Genomic DNA, 20,198 nt, shown 5'->3' on the forward strand with positions numbered 1-20,198 from the left:
CAAAAATAGAATTTTTATTTCATAAACGATCAAACGCAAACGGAGTTTTTATTTATTGAATACTTTTCGTACTAACATTAATGTAAATTCCTGAGGATTAGCCACTTTTATGTATTAGCATGCAAGCTACGAGAATACCTCGTGACTTCGTACCCGCGATCTGAATCGGGTATTATTTTGTAAGTATAATTAAAACAAAAGAGGCTGTCTCAGAACTCAAAAAATAGAAAAATCGATGCTAAATTCGTAATAAAGCACTCTGTTTTAGGATTTTATATTAACACAATCAGCGTAAAACCGATTTTTATCTGTTAATAAAATTTAAAAAGAGGAAATCTCAGGGTATTGAGACTTCCTCTTGTCTTAGTAGCGGGAAGTATTGAATTATCTAACCAGATTATTGAGGGTTATTATGCGATTTTTACTTTAGCATTTTAAAATTAATAATGCAAAAAACTAATATAAAAGACTTGACTCAAATCCCAGCGTGTGTTGGTAGTGATATTTTTTATAGTATTGGTTTTTCAAATCCATCGGTGAATTTCTCAAAATGCTGAGCGATTTGTAATAATTTCTTATCGGTCCATTTTTTGGAATGTATTTGAATTCCTACCGGCATTCCGTTTTTCTTTTTTCCAATCGGAATAATAACTATTGGATGTCCCGAAAATGCAGTTGTAAAGTTAAAGGAAGCGATGGCTTTAGTATAGCCTATTTTTTTATTATTAACAGTAAATGGTTTTCCTGCATTTTGATGTTTATAAGCCTCAAAGGAACAAACAGGGGTAATCCAAACGTCATAAGTTGTCAAAAAAGAATTATAAATTTTAGCAAAATCATCTTTATAGTCAATTGCTTTTGCGTAGTTAATATTGGTCAAACGCTGTCCCAAAGCCATTCCTTTCGCCCACAAATGGTCTCTGTATTTCAGACGAATAAAAGCATACATAAAACTGGCTAATAGTGGTAATTTAGGATTATTAATTCCTATTTCAAATCCAATAATTTTACTACATTCTAAATAGGCTTTTTCTTCGTTATATTTAGGGTGATCAATAGTTAAAATGTGATTTTTATTTTTGATTTTGGCTATAAAGTTCCTGAACAATTCTAAATATTCTGCATCAACTTCTGTATCGTTTATCGTTTCAGAGTAAGCAATTGTTAAAGATTGTTTGTCCCATTCACTGTTGTTTAAGTTAATTGGTGACAATTCAGGGAGTTCATATTTCGTGTTATTTCCTAAAACTTCCATCATTAGAAGTAAGTCTGTTGCATTTTTTGCAAAAGGGCCAGGTGTAATAATATGGCGTCTGCCTTGAGGTTTGTTTTTTACTTTGAGATGACCTCTATTTGAAAGAAAATTTTCAGTGGGGCGCAAACCACAAATGCCGTTAAAATGAGCAGGAACTCTTATAGATCCACCAGCATCAGCCCCTAATTCCAAAGGGCTAAACCCCGAAGCTACCGCAACTGCCGAACCACCGGAACTTCCTCCTGCAACTCTCGAAATGTCATAAGGATTATTAGTTTGTCCGTTCCAGAAATTAGTGCTTTGCCAGTCAATACAATAGAGTGCAGTATTTGTTTTTCCAATAATAATAGCTCCTGCATCTTTTAATCTTTTAACCAATTCGGCATCTTCTGTGGCAACAAAATTTCTTAAAAAAGGGTCTCCATTTGAATTTTTTAATCCATCTACCAAGAAGCTATCTTTTATTGTCATTGGTAATCCGTGAAGAAGTCCAAGACTTTTTCCTTGTGCGATATCCAAATCTTTCTCTCTCGCTTCATTTAAAATTTCTTCTTTCTTTCTTAAATCTGAAATGGCATTAATTCTAGGATTAAACTTTTCAATATGATTTAGAAAAGCGGTTACAGTTTCTACTACTGTTACTTCTTTAGCTTTTATTTTTTTTACGAGCTCTGTCGCACTTTCAAATACGATATTTTCCATTGTCTTTTTTTGCAAAGTTCAAGGAAATATATTTGCCTCTTTTTGATAAATATCAAAATCATCTTTATTTTTCGGCTCTAATTCTGCTTAATGTTTCTTGCGTAATACCTATATAAGATGCAATGTAACCTAAATTCACCCTTTGTTGAAGTGATGGGAATTTGTTGTTTAGTTTTGCATAACGTTCTTTTGCCGAGTGAAAAAGTAAATCTTCAATACGTTCTGCAATATCTATGTAGATATTTTCTAAAAAAATACGAGCATATTTTTCGTAATGAGGCTTATCTTCTAGTAATTTTTTCCAATCATTATAGTTAATATAAGACAAAGAAGTGTCTTCTAATAATTCAATATTATAACGACTTTTTTTTCTTTGGATAAAACTGTCAATAGCTGTTATTGTGGTATTTTCTATCGCAAAATGAGCAGTAATATCTTTGGCATCTTTGTAGTAGTATGCTCTTGCTAATCCTTTGTGTAAAATAAACAATTGACTACAAATGGTTCCCTCATGGTGTAACAAGTGCTTGCTTGGTAATTCCTGAAAAGTCATTAGTTTACTAAAATCTTCCAAGAAATCTGATGAAATTTGATCAGAGAAATTTAGGTTGTTGAATATCAATTTTTGTTATTTTGGATTAATGTTGTCCCCAACGTTTAGTCTCTTGGTGAGGTTGAATTAGATCTTAGGTAGTGCTATTGTGACTTTTATTGTCTTACGAAGGTAACTAAAATAAGGTATCATGAGTAAAAAAAAACTGATATAAATACAATAAAAAGTCTTCTAAAATGAACTCCGCACCCCTCGTAGAGTTCCGTGTGGGCGAATGTCTCCTGAGATCTGAATCAAGTACAGATAATTTTTATAAATATAAACAAAAAAAGCTCCAGATTTCTCTGAAGCTTTGTCTTAGTAGCCCAAACGGGACAATTTTCGAACCATTTTGTGGATGACTTAAAAAAATAAATATTATTTTATATTAATTTCCATGTTTAAATTTGATCTTAGTCATTTATAATATTGAATCAATGGAATAAAAGTCTGCTTGTTTAGTTCTTATTTTATTCTCAGAAAGTAGAACTAATTAGAGTTTAAACAAGAATTAGCTTGACATAAAATTTTATACTGTTGAAATTGCACTCATAAATGTACTAAAGGATTCAACAAATATAAGTTCATTTGGATAATGTTAAGTAAAAATCCTATTTTTGAAAACAAATAAACTCTGACATTTGTCAGACCTAGCAACCCACTTTAGGATAGATAAGTCGGACGTAGTCAGACATATATACAAGTTAGGCGTAATTTAACACAACCAAAAGTATGTCAATGACACAAATAGCTTTCATAAGAAAAGTAGACTTGCCAACAAACAAACAAATTCAAGAAGTTATCCAAAAGCTTGGCTATGACTTTAAAATATTGAACGACCTTGAAAAGCAGATTGATGAAGATGGTCTTGAATGTAGCATAAACGGACATCAAACATATTTTGAAACTTACCTTGACGAAACGGAAAATGTTATAACCGAACCAGAAGCGGAATGGATTAAACCTGACATAACGAATCAAGATATTGCTATATCATTTGTTTGGGGTGCAGACTTTTCTGCAGGTGCTTGTATCGGACTTATTTCAATAGCATTAATCGACCTAAGTAATGCTTTGGTTTATTATATGGACGACCAAATGAAATACACAAGAGAAATGTTGGTGGCAGACACACCACAATTTCTTGCAGAATTAAATAAACAAACAATTCCAAATGTAAAACTGCAAGAAGTTGTAAAGCCTAATCAAACAAACAAGCAGACAAAAGATACATTTTGGGACAGACTAAAAAACATATTCAAATAAACTACGCCTAACAGCCACTACAACGGATTTGGGCATTGGGCTTAATGGAAAGATGGTTTTGTATTTGGGATGATTTATTTCGTCTGTTCGCTTCGCTCGGGCGGCAAATCCGAAAATTCCAAAAATATGGCTTAACTTAGTCCAGAGCTCTTTACAGGGCCAAAAATCAACATTTTTCTACAAATGAATATCAATATTTGCAGAAGGTCCCAAGCGTCCCGCTCGTGCATGGTATGGAACGTTAAGTAAAATAGTAAAACAAAAAAAGCTCCAGATTTCTCTGAAGCTTTGTCTTAGTAGCGGGAACAGGACTCGAACCTGTGACCTTCGGGTTATGAGCCCGACGAGCTGCCTACTGCTCTATCCCGCGTTGTTTCGGGTGCAAAGATACGTAGTCTTTACGATTATACAATACAAAAATTGAAATATTTTTAAATAAAACTAAGTACCAAACTAAGTACACTACTTAATTTACTGTTATTCAAGGAATTTATACCTATTATTTTTTCAAAAATAAATCTGCCAATAAGAAACAAAAAGCCCAATCCTGTGAAGAATTGGGCTTTTATATTTTAAAAATGCAATCAGAATGCTATTCTTTATACTATGTTTTATTGCTATGTACCGCTTTTACTCAAAATCAATACTACAAAAACATGCTTAATAAAAAACCTGAAGCAATCGTTACAGCAATAGTAACAAGTCCGGGAAGCATAAAACTGTGATTAACTACATATTTCCCAATACGGGTTGTGCCAGTACGGTCAAAATCCATTGCAGCAACCAATGTTGGGTAACCCGGTAATATAAAATCTGCATTAACTGCAGGGAACATCGCTATAAGATGTGGCTGTCCTATTCCTAAAGACAATCCTATTGGCATCATGATTCTTGTCGTAGCTGCTTGACTAAAAGTCAGCGCCCCCATGATGACCAATGCGAAAGCAAAAGTAAAAGGATACTCAGAGGTTATGTCTCTGAAGGTGCTTTCTATTAAAACTTCATTAGCCCCCATAAAAGTTGCACTCATCCATACAACACCAAGTACTGAAACAACAGCGGTCGCCATTGAGGTAAACAGACTCATTTTTGATACCGATACAGCCGATGTTTTTGTAATTATCATTATCAATGCCGAAGCCGATAGTGTAATCATTATGATCAATCCAGTGAGATTAACAGCTCCGTCTGCTCCTACCGCAAATCCTGCTGCTCCTGCTCCAACATTAGGAAGAAACTGAGGAAAAGCTCCAAAAAAGATGATCAGCAATATTGCGCTTCCAAAAATAAAAACGGCTGTTTTAGCACCTGGTTTTAATTCTCTGTTTGATTCAGATGTTTTATCTATACTCTCTGCAAATACAGGATCTTTCATTTTTTCGATAAACTCTGGATCGTCGTTAAGTTCTTTTCCTTTTTTCCATACCGAAAAAACTCCTGCGGCAATTCCTATAAGACAAGCAGGAATACATACTTTCATTATATCAACCACAGCTGTAGAATACATCAATATGGCTGCCAATGATGCCGTTGCTGCACTCATTGGACTACCAGTAAGCGCCATATGCGAGGCGATAACCGATATACTTAATGGTCGTTCTGGTCGTATTCTTTTCTTGGCAGATACTTCGGCTATAATAGGAAGCAGTGAATATACAATATGCGCTGTTCCTGCAAATAAACATAAGAAATAAACAGTAAATGGCGCTATAAAAGTAATGTGCTTCGGATTGCGTCGAATAATTTTTTCGGCAATGCTTACCAAATAATCCAAACCACCAGCTGCCTGTAATGTGGCAGCTGTGGTTACAATGGCTAAAATGATAAGTAGTACTGCTATAGGAGGCTCAGCAGGGCGCATATTAAAGATCAGAACAAATATAAGCAGTCCTATCATTCCCATAACGCCTAAACCGATTCCCTTAAGCCTAGATCCGATTAGGATCATAGCCAAAAGTATAGCGAACTGTACTAATATCATGAAGTAATGAATTTAGGGTTAATTAGGTTTTCTATTGAGTAGATCTCATCCCATTTTTCTTGAGTAATAAGCTTTCTTTCATTTACTACAATATCATGGATTGATTTACCAGTTTTAAGTGCTTCTTTAGCTATGCTTGCAGAAGACTCATAGCCAAGAATTGGATTAAGCTGTGTAACAATACCAATACTATTCATCACTAAATCTTTAGCATGTTCTGCATTGGCTGTGATTCCTACAATACATTTATCTTTTAAAGTATTACAAGCTTTGGTAAGGTATTCCAATGATGTAAACAAGGCAAATCCTATTACAGGCTCCATTACATTTAATTGTAATTGTCCCGCTTCAGCAGCCATAGTAACCGTTAAATCGGCTCCAATAACATAAAAACAAGTCTGATTTACCACTTCTGGAATAACAGGATTTACTTTTCCAGGCATAATCGATGATCCTGGCTGAAGTGCTGGTAAGTTTATTTCATTAAATCCACAACGAGGTCCGCTGCTCAATAATCGTAAATCATTACAAACCTTACTTAATTTAATAGCACTTCTTTTTAAAGTACCACTTACTTCTACAAAAGCACTAGGATCATAAGTAGCCTCAAATAAATCGGCTGCAAGAGTCACAGGAACTCCACTTACTTCCTCAAGATATTTTACACAAAGCTCAGGATATCCTTCTGGAGCATTTACTTTACTACCAATAGCAGTAGCTCCCATATTTACTTCGGTAATTAACCTTTCTGATTGACGCAACCTGATCACATCTTCTCCTATGGTTGTTGCAAAAGCATTAAACTCCTGCCCCAATGTCATTGGTACAGCATCTTGCAATTGTGTACGTCCCATTTTTATAACATTAGCGAATTCTTTCCCTTTTTGGAAGAATGAATCCTGTAGTTGTTCTAATGCATTGGTAAAAGACTCTATTTTAAGATAAATTGCTATTCTAAAAGCGGATGGATAAGCATCATTTGTACTTTGCGAAAGGTTCACATCATTATTAGGATGAAGGTATTGATATTCTCCTTTTTTATGCCCCATATATTCCAATCCCAGATTGGCAATTACCTCATTTGCATTCATATTGGTAGATGTACCTGCTCCTCCCTGAATTAGATCACTGATGAACTGATCTACAAATTCTCCAGCAATTAATCTATCACATGCATAAATAATTGCTTCTGCCTTTTTTGCATCTAATACGCCAAGATCTCTATTGGCCATTGCTGCAGCTTTTTTTACATGACCAAAGGCCTTAATAAATAAAGGTTCTGATCCTATTGGAATACCTGTTATATTAAAATTTTCTTTGGCACGTACGGTCTGTACTCCATAATAACAATTGTTTGGTATTTGTTTTTCTCCAAGAAAATCATGCTCTGTACGAAAATCGCTCATAATAGTATATATTAAATTATTAAAGGAAATTAAAAACGGAAGAAAAAATCTTGCAGTTCTTTTTGATTTTTAGTTTTTGTAAGTCCAAGCATCAACAAGATTCTTGCTTTTTGTGGATTTAGATTATCTGATACAACTGTACCAAGTTCATTATCATTAGTTTCTCCATCCAGCACTACTCTGCCTTCTAGACTACGGCTTGAACGACATACAGCGATCTTTGCCTTAGTGGCTTTTTTTATTGCATCTGTAAAAGCCTTTGAGAAATTTCCATTTCCAACTCCAGCTATTACAATTCCATCTACTTTTTGCTTTACTAAATAATTTATATAATCAGCAGATGCATCCGCATACATATATACAACTTCTACTCTAGGCAGTTTAGTATTATTGTTTACTCCAAAAGGTTTTTCTTTACCGCTTTCTCTTACTGCTGTTTTATAATATTCAACACGTCCGTCATATACTTCACCAAGTGGCCCTGTATCTGGAGATCTAAAAGCATTTACTTTGGTCGTACTTGTTTTAGTTACTTCTCTTGAGTCGTATATTGATTCATTAAAAGAAACCATTACGCCACGTCCTTTGCTTTTAGGATTTGCGGCAACAGTAATAGCGTCAAAAAGATTTTTAGGCCCATCGGCACTAATAGCAGTTGCTGGACGCATAGATCCAGTTAATACAACAGGCAAATCATTTGGTACAACTAAGTTAAGAAAATAAGCTGTTTCCTCCTGAGTATCGGTACCATGTGTGATAACTATACCATCAGCTTCATTTTTGCTAGCTATTTCATTAATACGTACCGCTAACTTTTTCCAAATTTCTATACTCATATCTTGACTTCCAACAGAAGATATTTGTTCACCGCTAATATCTGCAATAGCATTTACACTAGGGATACTCCCTATAAGATCAGACACAGGTATTTTACCTGCAGTATACCCTGCTCTATCTGATGATTTTCCTTCACCTGCAATAGTTCCTCCGGTAGCAAGAATTATAATTCTTGGCTTTTGTTGTGCAAAAGCCATAGATGTTGCTATACACAACAAAAATACAAGTACTAATTTTTTCATTTTTTTAATATTTATTGAGTTAATCATGTTATTAGAAATTAAATAGCATTCCAAAATTAATGCGGACAGCGTTAGCACCTTGTTTGCTGCCATCACTGTATTGCAATTCTTTATAGCCTATTTGGGGTTCAATACCCAATGTTAAAAAATCAAAGAAATCATAAGACACATTAAGCGTAAACTGATAATTAGTCATTTTATCCCATCCTGCCAGAGTACCACCTCCATCATAAAAATGATTGTATGAAGTCATAAGCATGGTATTAAACTTTTTATCCCAATAGCGTTGATAGGAAATAAACCCAGCATGTACAGGCATTAAATCCAGTTTTCCTGAAAAATCAGATCTGGCAAAACCATCAAGACCAGAGCCTCCTACAGCCAAAAAGTAATCACTAATCCCCTTACCTATTGTCCATTGTGCCTGCAGATTATTTACTAATCCCGATTTTTTTCTAAAAAAAACACTCATAATACCTGTAACACCACCCGCATTTTGAGAATCAAAGTCAAATTCGGTCGCACCAGCTGCAATGTTTTGAGAATCATAAGCGATACTGCGATAAAGACCTGCTAATTTCATAAATCCTCCATTATCAAAAGCATATCGTATACCTGCTACCACATCAGGAAGTCTGGATGGCGCATAATCTACTCCATTAGTTGGACTTAAGGTATAATCATATAAACGGCGCGGTTCCATAGTCTCAGCAGATAATTCAAAAGCAGTATGTCCATTTTCTTTAAAGTGCCCTGTATATCGTATCTGAATTCTACGTGAGAGTACCATACCTGTTGGCCCATCCCAGTCTAGTAAGGGTGCTGGCCATAATGATGAATCTCCAAAATTTGACCAGGTTTGCCCCACTGTCCAATTTTCATATTGAATATAAGCATGACGCAACCTAAATTGAGATGTATTATTCGCTCCTTCAAAATCAGCTTCCAGCATTGATTTTAATTCTTTACCATTATTTAATTGTATTGTACTTACAAAACGCAACTGTGATTGTCTCATATCCATACTAAAAGCAGGTATATCCAAACCAGAAACATCATTATTATGAATAAGAAAGGAACTATTTCCGTTAAGATTTCCTTTAATATCATAAATACCATTTAGTTTAAGCCTACCTATAAGCCTTGCTTTAAATTTAGGTTTTCCGTTTAAAGTGTCTTTTGATTCTACTGCCATTAACTGTGCGCTTAATAAGTTGCTGAACAACATAAAAGAACAAAAAAGAACTACTAGAAAAAGTTTGTTTTGTTTCATAATTTATAAGAATTTGTGGGATAATGATATTCCTTTTAAATAGGTAGTTTTTGGAATGGCTTATACAATTATACCTCTACAGGTATAGTAATTATACTGTAAAATAATTATAAAGATTTATCTAGATTAAATTTGCTAGATTGGTGGTATTGTAAATATCTCAATGCTTTTAAAATCATCCTCAAATATTTAATCTATTCTTGTATTCCTGCTATCAAAATTGGTAGCATAACTTAATAAAGTTAATAAATAAGAAGATACCTTTCTTATACAATTCCTGATATTGGATTTTGTACAAAGCCAGTGATATAGACAAATATAAAAAATTTACTGCAAAATCTTACAAAAATAAATTTGTTTTATCCTAAATAATTACTTACTATTTAATGAAACCGTTATTTTATTTTTAATAATTCATTATTAGTGAATAAGTTCGGCTTAAAATTAAAGAATAAATAATACTCCTATTTTAGGTGCTTTTTTTTGAAATATTATTAATTTGTTTGTGAATAATAATCAAAATAGCATTCAGGGCTTCTAAATATTAAGTATAAAATAATATCCAAAATAGTTCTTATAGACTTATTTCTTTCACATAACCTTAATGTCATTTATTTTGAACAAAATTCATTTAAAGCAACAAAACCATAATTGCATTTATTAAAATAATTATTCCATAAGATTATAGCCAAATTATTTAAACCCATTCCAATTTATATTTTTAATCGAAAGATTCTTCTTAAAATTCAATGATAAATAGTAAATTTAGGTTCTCCTAAATAATAAGTTATTAAATAATCTTGCAAATAAATGAAATCTACAACTTTAAAAAACAAGATCATTATCGCTGGCACTGGTCTCTTTCTATGCTTTTTCCTTGTAATCCATTTACTAGGTAACCTACAGCTTTTTTTACCCGAAGATCAAGCAAGAGAACAATTTAATTGGTACTCTAAGCTATTATCCGGTAATATGTTCATCAAAATCATTTCATGGATTCTGTATTTGTCTTTACTATCTCATGCTCTCTATGCAATAATAATTACAATAAAAAACAATACTGCTAGCAAGCAAAACTATCATTATGACAAAAGAAATTTTGCCAGTGCTTGGAATAGCCGAAACATGGGAATACTAGGAACGATTCTGCTTTTATTTCTTATAATTCATTTTAAGGACTTTTGGTATGTTTATAAATTTACAAATCTGCCTGTAGATGCTGCTGGAAATAAAGATCTATATGAAATTGTCGTGCAATCCTATTCACAATTATGGTATGTTATAATTTATGAGATATCTTTTGTAGCATTAGGTTTTCATTTGTTGCATGGTTTCTTTAGCGCATCTAGAACGCTAGGTCTTTATCATCCAAAATACGTAAAGGCAATAAAAATATTCGGATGGGGATATACCCTAATCATTACGGGAGGCTTCATGGCAATTCCTCTTTATATTTATTTAAAATAGTATGAAAATGATAGATTCAAAAATACCTGATGGACCTCTTGCTGATAAATGGAATACTTATAAAGCAAAAGCAAAGCTTGTTAACCCAGCCAATAGAAAAAAACTTACTGTTATAGTGGTAGGAACAGGACTTGCAGGATCTTCTTGTGCAGCATCGCTTGCTGAGCAAGGCTACAATATTCAATCATTTTGTTTCCAAGACTCTCCCAGAAGAGCCCATTCGGTAGCAGCACAAGGAGGAGTGAATGCGGTTAAGAATTATAAAAATGATGGTGATAGCGTTTTTAGAATGTTCTATGATACTATTAAAGGTGGTGATTTTAGATCTCGTGAAGCCAATGTATATCGATTAGCCGAATGTTCTGCGAGTTTAATAGACCAATCTGTAGCTCAAGGTGTGCCTTTTGCCAGAGAATATGGAGGCTATCTTAATAATAGATCCTTTGGAGGAGTGCAGGTTTCAAGAACTTTTTATGCCCGCGGGCAAACAGGTCAGCAACTTTTACTGGGAGCTTACCAATCACTTCTTCGCCAAGTAAACACAGGAAAAGTTACAATGCATACCCGTCATGAAATGCTAGAACTAGTATTAGTTGATGGTAAAGCCAAAGGTATTATAGCCCGAAATCTTGAAACTGGAGCAATAGAACGCCATGCTGCCGATGCAGTAGTACTTGCAACAGGGGGTTATGGTAAAGTTTACTATCTTTCTACCCTTGCCATGGGATGCAATAGTTCGGCACTGTGGAGAGCCCACAAAAAAGGAGCTTATATGGCTGGAGTAAGTTGGATTCAGTTCCACCCTACTTGCCTTCCACAACATGGAGCAAATCAATCAAAGCTTACTCTTATGTCCGAATCATTACGTAATGATGGACGTATTTGGGTACCTAAAAAAGTTGGTGACGACAGACTTCCTAATTCTATTCCCGAAGAAGAACGAGATTATTATCTAGAACGCAGATATCCTGCCTTTGGAAACCTTGCTCCCAGAGATATATCATCTCGCGCCGCCAAAGAACGCATTGATTCTGGACATGGCGCTGGGCCAATGAAAAATGCAGTATATCTAGATTTCTCTGATGCTATAGCCGCTCAAGGCAAAAAAACAATCGAAGCCAAATACAGCAATCTCTTTGCTATGTATGAAAAAATAAACGGAATCGACGCTTATAAAGAACCTATGCTTATCTCCCCTGCAGCCCATTTTACAATGGGTGGACTTTGGGTAGATTATGAACTAATGACAACAATTCCTGGATTATTTGCACTTGGAGAAGCCAACTTTGCTGATCATGGTGCCAACAGACTTGGAGCCAATTCGCTACTTCAGGCTTGTGTCGATGGTTATTTTATAGCTCCCTATACTATTCCTAATTATTTATCAGGAGAGTTAAATACAACCAAAGTTACTACTGAGCATCCCGCTTTTGCAGAAGCAGAAAATTCGGTTAGAGAGCAATTAAATCGTTTTTTGCAGAGCAAAGGAACTCTTTCAACTGATTACTTCCATAAAACCATAGGCAGATTACTTTATGAAAAATGTGGTTTGTCTAGAAGCAAGCAAAATCTTGAAGAAGCTATTGTTGCCATTAAATCATTAAAAGCATCTTTTGAAAAAGATTTACTAATAACGGGAGATGATACTTTAAACAGCGAATTAGAAAAAGCAGGACGTGTGGCAGACTATATAGAATTAGCTGAACTAATGTGTTATGATGCTTTACAAAGAGAAGAATCTTGCGGTGCGCACTTTAGAGAAGAATATCAGAGTAATGAAGGGGAAGCAGTACGAAATGATACTGACTATTGTTATGTTTCGGCTTGGGAATGGAAAGGTATTGCTAATCCTCCTGAACTGCACAAAGAACCTTTGGTATTTGAGAATGTTGAACTTGCGGTACGTAGTTACAAATAATTAAAATCCGAAAACATGAAACTATATCTTAAAATATGGCGTCAATTAAATGCCACTTCCAAAGGTGAAATGGTAGATTATGAAATAGATGGCGTTACTGAGCATATGTCTTTCTTAGAAATGCTCGATCTTTTAAATGAATCACTTATTCAGCTTAAAGAACGTGTTATTGAATTTGATCATGATTGTAGAGAAGGTATTTGTGGGCAGTGCGGTGTTATGATTAACGGGAGAGCACATGGCCCTTTAAAACATACTACCACTTGTCAACTTCATATGAGAAGCTTTAAAGATGGTGATACTATATATATTGAACCTTTTCGAGCAACTGCTTTTCCTGTAGTTCGGGATTTAAAAATTAACAGAACATCTTTTGACTCTATCATCGTAGCTGGCGGTTATATCGGAGCTTCAACTGGTCAGGCTCCAGAGGCCAATAGCATTCCTATTTCGTACGAAACTGTCGAAGCTTCATTTGATGCAGCGGCCTGTATAGGATGTGGTGCCTGTGTAGCAACTTGCAAAAACTCGAGTGCCGCGTTATTTGTTGGTGCCAAAATAACACACTTAGCATTGCTCCCACAAGGAAAAATAGAAGCTTCAAAAAGGGTATTAACTATGGTTGATCAAATGGATACTGAAGGGTTTGGCGCTTGTTCTAACACCGAAGCCTGTGAAGTAGAATGCCCACAAGGTATATCGGTATTGTCTATCGCGAAAATGAATTACGAATACAATAAAGCATTAATAATGAAGAAATAAGCTCTTATCTTATTTACTCGCATTACCCAACACAACCCTATAAGTTTTTAAACATTATAATTTAATCACTTATATGGTTGTTGTTTTTTTAGGTAAACAAAACTTAAAGTTTACATCTTATAAGCATTATAACCGTCTATTTTTCTAAATTTGGCAGTTAATACATGAGTCTATGATGCTTCCCAAAAACAAGATTATTTATCTGTTATCGATACTAACAATACTCTTATTCTCCCCCCTAACGTACTCTCAAACTACTACTCCTTCTGCTAAAACTGAAGCAAGTAGTAAATTATTTGGAGGAACAAGTAATACCGATAGCGAATATCTTATGGCTATCGAAAAGGCTGGTGAAGTTATACAATCTGCCTACAATGATGCTGATTTTGAGACAAGCACATTTCATTTGTTTGCTGAAATTGACAGAACCCAACAAAAATTAGATCTTATATTAACTAATTTAAAAGGCGCAAACCCAAATGTTCGTAATCAGCAAATGTATCGTATTGTTCTACAAGAAATTCGTCAGGAGCTAGATGAACAAAATGCTGCTATTAATTTACGCAACAAGAACCTTGATAAAATCAAAGACAGATTTATCGACTTACGAAAAGACAAAACCTTAATTACTCTTCTAAAAGATACTATTCTTCGAAAACAGTTCAAGAATGAATTTCTTAATCTGAAAAAAAGCTATTTGAGCACAGATAGTCTTATGAACCATAATCTCGAGGTTCTAAACACTAAAAACAGATTAACTGTACAAAGAAAAATCGCTGTATCCAGTGCTCTATTAACAGTCGAAAAGAAACTCGAAAAATCAGGAATAAGTATTTTAGGCAGAGAATATCCTTTTTTATGGAAAACAAGCGATACCATTGCTAAAAAAGACATTTCTAAAAACATCAAAGGAAAAGTTGCTATAGAAAATAGCGTAGTTTCTTATTACTTAAACTACAGCATCAGTGGGTTAATTACTTTGGCTTTTTTTATGGGATTATTGGCTTGGTATATATCACGTAATCTTAAATACCTAAAGAGCAATAATCATTTTGAAAATCTTTCTCTCTTTGATTTTAAATATCTAAATAGTGGTATCCTCCTTCCTGTGATTGTAATTGGACTCAACATTGCTATAGTAAGTAATTTGTATGCTCCTGCTTTATTTATAGAATTATTACAGTTGATTCTTCTTATAGCTCTTACTATTCTTTTTAAAAATCATTGGTCTAAGGAATCCATGCGAAACTTATTTCTCTTAGTAGGATTATTTTCAGCCCTTTGTTTTCTGGATTTATTTATCGGAATTAGCTTGTTTCAGCGTTGTGCATTTATCCTAATTAATGTCTTAGGAATACGCTATGGCTTAGTACAACTAAAGAGTATAAAAGACCAATTATACATAAAGGCTTTCTTCAAGTGGGCTAGTATAATATTCATTAGTTTAAATGTTTTAGCTATAATTTTTAATCTTTTCGGAAGAGTTTCTCTTTCAAACATGCTTAGCCTTACTGCCTTTATTGCAATTACACAAATTATTGCTCTTAGTGTACTCTTAAAAATAATTTTAGAAATTATTCTTTTACAAATATATACCACAAGAATCAAGCGCGGTATCGAAACTATCTTTGATCACGAGAGCTTATCAGATAATTTGAAAAGACCATTTATAATAGTAATTAGTTATATGTGGTTGGTTGTGATTGCATCTAATTTAAATATCTGGGAGTCGCTACGTACTTCATTTAAATCAATACTTACCCACCCTAATACTATCGGAAGCATCACATTTACTCTGGGGAATATTGTTTTATTCTTTATTATAATTTGGATGGCACATCTTCTGCAAAAATATGTTGCCTACTTTTTTGGAGAGGTTGATGAAGAGAATGAAGAAAACGTAAATAAGCGTCAGCATTCTAAATTATTAATTACACGTCTTGTTGTGCTAATTGGTGGTTATTTATTAGCAGTAGCTGCATCGGGAATGCCGTTAGACAAACTTAGTATTTTACTCGGTGCGTTGGGTGTTGGTGTTGGACTTGGTTTGCAAAACATTGTAAGCAATTTTGTATCTGGTATCATTTTGATCTTTGATAAACCAATACAAATTGGTGATGTTATCGAGATAAGCTCTCAATCTGGCCGAGTAAAAGCTATGGGACTTCGTACTACCAAAATTAATGCTCCAAATGGTGCTGAAATAATTATTCCAAATGGTAATTTATTATCTCAAAATATAACCAACTGGACCTATACCGATAATTTTAAACTTGTAGAGATTTCCTTCGAAGTAGTAGGTGATATTATTCCGGAAAACATCAATTTAATTGTACTAGAAGCGCTAAAGAGTCAACCATTGATAAACGATTCTAGAACTCCACAAATATATTACACTGCAATATCTGATGGGAATTATAAATTATTAGTTAAATTTTGGTGCAGTATTTATCGTACCGAAGAAACGATAAGTAGTGCTCGTCAAGCGTTGTTTAGTAATTTTAAAAATAAAGGATTAACCTTTTCAACCTAAACAGTCTTGAACATAATTATCAAAAGCTGAATTCATATGGATTTAGCTTTTTTTATGCGATATTGTTTCTTTAAAAGAGTTTATGCTTTTTGTTTCCATTTTAGTATTTGGGATTTTCGGTAAACCAATGGAGAAACTCCTTTGATCTCTTTAAATTTTCTGTTGAAATTAGAAATATTATTAAACCCACATAATTCTGAAACTTCTAGAACTGAAAGTTCATGCGAACGAGACAATAACTTTCCCGCCCGCTCAATCCGTATTTCAATTAAAAACTGAAAAAAAGTCTTGTTGGTCCGGACTTTAAAATATTTGCAAAAAGCATTTTTAGTCATATTCGATAGAGCGGCGATTTCTTCAAGAGTGATATTCTTTTGAAAATTTGTCATTACATATTCAAAAACGGTTTGCATTCGTTTTCCTTCATTATCTGTAATTTTTTTATCATATATATAACTAGAAAGTGGCACCTTCTTATCTTTAGAAAGCTTCTTTGTTATTTCCAGGAATAGAATAAAACGATCCAATTCATTTACCTTTTTAATTTTCTTAAAGCACTTAACGGTCTTACTAGAGGGGTTATTAACTACAAATCCATTCCTACTATTTTCCCAAAAAGGCTGAATATCTTTTAAAGCAGGCAACATAAAGAAATCTTTCCCAAAGGAGTTCGCTGTAAAAAACAAGGTTAGCATAACCGATAACTCATTTGTATTGGTTTCGCTTCTAAACACATGTGGTAGATTGCTTCCTATAACGACAATATCTCCCTTTTGATAAGGAGAAATAGTATCGCCTACAAAAATGGTTCCTTCACCATTTTCGATATAGCTGATTTGAATTTCTTCATGTTGATGTAATTTATCATAAAAAACAAACTCTACATCCTCTTGATAAATTAATGAATCTTCTTTAGTTTTTGGAATTTTAAATGGAAACACTTTCATAACAGATAAATTATATGCCATAAATATAAAAAAACATATACATATTAAGTAATAATTTTAAAATTTAGCACTAAACAGGATAATATAGTATCTTTTTATGATAACTTACCTAATTACATATTTACTGGTTATAAATATTTTTGAAAAAATTAAAATCGTAATTATGAGTATTCAATGGAAAGGCGTTATGCCAGCAGTTACAACAAAGTTTACTGCCGATGACAAATTAGACTTCAACATGTTTGAAGTAAATGTAAAAGCGCAGCTCGAAGCTGGTGTTTCTGGAATTATCCTAGGAGGAACACTTGGAGAAGCAAGCACATTATTAGAAGATGAAAAAAAAGAATTGATCAAAGAGACTATTAATATAGTTAACGGACAAGTTCCAGTGATCATGAATATAGCTGAACAAACTACCCGGGCAGCAATTCTAGCCGCTAATAAAGCCGAAGAAAATGGCGCTAAAGGATTAATGCTATTACCTCCTATGCGTTACAATGCTGCTAGTCATGAAACAGTTACTTATTTCTCTGAAGTGGCAAAAAGCACCTCACTTCCTATAATGATTTACAACAATCCTATCGATTATAAAATTGACGTTTCACTGGATATGTTCGAAGAAATTTTGAAATTCGATAATATTCAAGCAGTAAAAGAATCTACAAGAGATATCTCAAACGTAACCCGAATTATAAATCGTTTTAAAGGGCGTTTAAAAGTATTATCTGGTGTTGATACACTAGCATTAGAAAGTATTTTTATGGGGTCTGATGGATGGGTTTCGGGCCTAGTAGATGCATTCCCTGCAGAAACAGTAGCCATTTTTAAACTAGCAAAAGCAGGAAGAGCCGAAGAAGCATTGGCAATTTACAGATGGTTCTTACCATTATTAGAATTAGATATCAATCCGCTTTTGGTACAAAATATAAAATTAGCTGAAGTAGCTACAGGTCTGGGAACAGAATACGTTCGCGCTCCGAGATTACCTCTTCATGGGGCTGAAAGAGAAAGAGTTTTAGCAATCATTGCTGAAGGCTTACGTACAAGACCTACGCTTCCTGATTATAAATCGATAGTACTATAAAAATATACCCCGTTGGTTAATAAGCCTATTTTTTATTGAAAAATTTGAAATTATTTATTGCAAACTTCTAAAGGCACTTTAAAAAAAATTGTCCGGACTAAAAGATTAAAAAACTGAATCGTTTTAATCTGTAAAATCTGCGACAAAACAAAACACACAACTCTAGGTGTTGAGTAAAACTTTGCAATTCAAAACCAACGGGATTAAAATACTTTTTTAAAAAGTTTAGTTTGATTTGTTTTTAGTTTGGTTTGTTTTTGAGCTGGTTATTTTGTGATGATGGCCAGCTCATAAAACATACTACTTTTTAGCAAGTCTGGATTCAATTATAATCTTAAACATATAAAAATGATTACAGGAAAAAATTATATAGGAAGTCAGCTTAAAGCAGCAGGAACCAAAATATACAAAACAATAAATCCTCAGTTGAATATAGAAAATCCTTGGTCGTTCATAGAAGCTACTTCTGAGGAAATAAACGAAGCTGTTGCACTGGCAAATGATGCGTTTAAAATTTATAAAAATTTTCCAGCACAAAAAAAAGCTGACTTTTTAAATGCTATTGCCGAAGAAATTCTTGCGCTTGGCGATGAATTATTAGAAGTATATTGCTCCGAATCAGGATATCCAAAAGGTAGAGCTGAAGGCGAACGAGGTCGCACCATTTTTCAATTGCGGTCTTTTGCAAACATGCTTACTGAAGGAAGCTGGCTCGAAGCAACAATAGATACTTCTATTCCTGATAGGATACCTTTGCCAAAAGACGATTTACGTAAAATGCTAGTTCCATTAGGACCAGTTGTAGTTTTCGGATCGAGTAATTTCCCATTTGCTTTTTCTACTGCAGGTGGTGATACCGCCTCGGCTTTGGCAGCTGGTTGTCCTGTTATTGTAAAAAGCCATTCGATGCATATCGGAACAGGTGAAATGGTTGCTTCTGCAGTCATAAAAGCAGCAAAAAAACACCATATGCCAGAAGGTATTTTTTCTAACTTGATTGGTAGCGGAGTAACGCTCGGAACAAGCTTGGTGAAACATCCTCTTGTAAAAGCTGTAGGTTTTACAGGAAGTATTAACGGTGGTAGAGCTTTATTTGATTTGGCTTCACAGCGTCCAGAACCTATCCCTGTATTTGCCGAAATGGGAAGTATTAATCCTGTGGTTATATTACCTGATGCATTAGAAAAAAATAGTGAAAAATGGGCAACTGCCTATGCAGGTTCAATAACATTAGGAACTGGTCAGTTTTGTACCAATCCAGGTCTGCTTTTGGGTATAAAGGGAAACAATTTAAATCAATTTATAGCTCAATTAGCTGAGGAAATTGAAAAAATAGCTCCTTCATGTATGTTGCATCCATCTATTAAAGCCGATTTTAATAATGGCAAAGAAAAGATACAATCGCAAAACGGAGTAAGTACTGTTGCTGAATATAAAGGAGAAATCGCTCCAAATTATGCTCCACAAACCATACTCGCTGTAGATGGTAAAACCTTTTTAGAAAACCCTGCTTTAAGTCATGAAGTTTTTGGTCCATTTTCTATTATTGTTCAATGCGAAAATAATGAGGAATTGCTAACAATAATTAATAAATTAGACGGACAGTTAACAGGAACTATAATTGCCGAACCAATGGAACTTTCTACTTATAATACTGTTGTAGATGCTTTACAGAACAGAGTTGGAAGATTAATTTTTAACGGAGTACCTACAGGTGTCGAAGTTTGTGCTTCGATGATTCATGGTGGTCCCTATCCTGCTTCTTCAGATTCACGATTTACAGCTGTAGGAATCCATGCGGTTAAACGTTGGGTACGACCATTTAGCTATCAAAATTGGCCAGACGAATTGTTACCTGATGCATTACAAAATAAAAACCCTTTAAATATTACCAGAACCGTAAATGATATAATAACCAACAAATCTATTTAGT

At 34.0% G+C, this 20,198-nt stretch carries 14 protein-coding genes and 1 tRNA gene; 7 read left to right on the forward strand and 8 right to left on the reverse strand.

Features of this window, described 5'->3' with window-relative positions; all coding sequences use genetic code 11:
* Nucleotides 1-508: 508 nt before the first annotated feature.
* Together EAG11_RS07440 and EAG11_RS07445 are read right to left on the reverse strand one after the other, a co-directional pair.
* On the reverse strand, nt 509-1,957 hold the full coding sequence (locus EAG11_RS07440) for an amidase (protein ID WP_129538624.1): 1,449 nt from the start codon (nt 1,955-1,957) through the stop codon (nt 509-511).
* A gap of 64 nt (nt 1,958-2,021) precedes the next feature.
* Nucleotides 2,022-2,579, reverse strand: a complete 558-nt coding sequence (locus EAG11_RS07445; protein ID WP_129538625.1) for a Crp/Fnr family transcriptional regulator — start codon at nt 2,577-2,579, stop codon at nt 2,022-2,024.
* 708 nt (nt 2,580-3,287) lie between these two features.
* Here EAG11_RS07445 and EAG11_RS07450 point away from each other — a divergent pair.
* Nucleotides 3,288-3,815 carry a hypothetical protein gene (locus tag EAG11_RS07450; RefSeq protein ID WP_129538626.1) on the forward strand — a complete coding sequence of 176 codons (528 nt, stop codon included), beginning with the start codon at nt 3,288-3,290 and terminating at the stop codon, nt 3,813-3,815.
* Between the two features lie 297 nt (nt 3,816-4,112).
* Here the strand turns inward: EAG11_RS07450 and EAG11_RS07455 are convergent.
* From EAG11_RS07455 to EAG11_RS07475, 5 genes are all read right to left on the reverse strand, one after another.
* A tRNA-Met gene (locus EAG11_RS07455) sits at nt 4,113-4,185 on the reverse strand.
* Between the two features lie 276 nt (nt 4,186-4,461).
* Nucleotides 4,462-5,796 (reverse strand): anaerobic C4-dicarboxylate transporter family protein, encoded by a 1,335-nt coding sequence (locus EAG11_RS07460; RefSeq protein ID WP_129538627.1) that lies wholly within the window; start codon nt 5,794-5,796, stop codon nt 4,462-4,464.
* Nucleotides 5,793-7,202: an aspartate ammonia-lyase gene (aspA, locus tag EAG11_RS07465; RefSeq protein WP_129538628.1), complete on the reverse strand. Its 1,410-nt coding sequence runs from the start codon at nt 7,200-7,202 to the stop codon at nt 5,793-5,795. Before aspA ends, EAG11_RS07460 begins: the two co-directional genes overlap by 4 nt.
* Nucleotides 7,203-7,231: 29 nt before the next feature.
* On the reverse strand, nt 7,232-8,281 hold the full coding sequence (locus EAG11_RS07470; RefSeq protein WP_129538629.1) for a type II asparaginase: 1,050 nt from the start codon (nt 8,279-8,281) through the stop codon (nt 7,232-7,234).
* A gap of 31 nt (nt 8,282-8,312) precedes the next feature.
* Nucleotides 8,313-9,476 (reverse strand): DcaP family trimeric outer membrane transporter, encoded by a 1,164-nt coding sequence (locus EAG11_RS07475; protein ID WP_164998670.1) that lies wholly within the window; start codon nt 9,474-9,476, stop codon nt 8,313-8,315.
* A gap of 888 nt (nt 9,477-10,364) precedes the next feature.
* Between EAG11_RS07475 and EAG11_RS07480 the strand changes: the two genes are divergently transcribed.
* The 4 genes from EAG11_RS07480 (at nt 10,365) to EAG11_RS07495 (ending at nt 16,234) form a co-directional block, all read left to right on the forward strand.
* Complete coding sequence (locus EAG11_RS07480) at nt 10,365-11,021, forward strand: succinate dehydrogenase cytochrome b subunit (protein WP_129538631.1); 657 nt, start codon at nt 10,365-10,367, stop codon at nt 11,019-11,021.
* 7 nt (nt 11,022-11,028) lie between these two features.
* Nucleotides 11,029-12,939 (forward strand): fumarate reductase/succinate dehydrogenase flavoprotein subunit, encoded by a 1,911-nt coding sequence (locus EAG11_RS07485; RefSeq protein ID WP_371414630.1) that lies wholly within the window; start codon nt 11,029-11,031, stop codon nt 12,937-12,939.
* A 15-nt stretch (nt 12,940-12,954) separates the two neighbouring features.
* Complete coding sequence (locus EAG11_RS07490) at nt 12,955-13,701, forward strand: succinate dehydrogenase/fumarate reductase iron-sulfur subunit (protein ID WP_129538633.1); 747 nt, start codon at nt 12,955-12,957, stop codon at nt 13,699-13,701.
* 172 nt (nt 13,702-13,873) lie between these two features.
* The gene (locus tag EAG11_RS07495; RefSeq protein WP_242499285.1) at nt 13,874-16,234 is read left to right on the forward strand and encodes a mechanosensitive ion channel family protein; all 2,361 of its coding nucleotides are present in this window, start codon (nt 13,874-13,876) and stop codon (nt 16,232-16,234) included.
* A gap of 80 nt (nt 16,235-16,314) precedes the next feature.
* Here the strand turns inward: EAG11_RS07495 and EAG11_RS07500 are convergent, their stop codons facing one another.
* Nucleotides 16,315-17,202: an AraC family transcriptional regulator gene (locus tag EAG11_RS07500; protein ID WP_371414631.1), complete on the reverse strand. Its 888-nt coding sequence runs from the start codon at nt 17,200-17,202 to the stop codon at nt 16,315-16,317.
* A 142-nt stretch (nt 17,203-17,344) separates the two neighbouring features.
* Between EAG11_RS07500 and EAG11_RS07505 the strand changes: the two genes are divergently transcribed.
* Together EAG11_RS07505 and EAG11_RS07510 are read left to right on the forward strand one after the other, a co-directional pair.
* Nucleotides 17,345-18,265, forward strand: coding sequence for a dihydrodipicolinate synthase family protein (locus tag EAG11_RS07505; RefSeq protein WP_129538634.1), 921 nt, complete (start codon nt 17,345-17,347; stop codon nt 18,263-18,265).
* Between the two features lie 348 nt (nt 18,266-18,613).
* Entirely contained in the window at nt 18,614-20,197 is a 1,584-nt protein-coding gene (locus tag EAG11_RS07510; RefSeq protein ID WP_129538635.1) for an aldehyde dehydrogenase (NADP(+)), read from the forward strand.
* The last annotated feature ends 1 nt before the right edge of the window (nt 20,198 follow it).

Source organism: Flavobacterium sp. 140616W15 (genome assembly GCF_003668995.1).
GTDB lineage: Bacteria > Bacteroidota > Bacteroidia > Flavobacteriales > Flavobacteriaceae > Flavobacterium.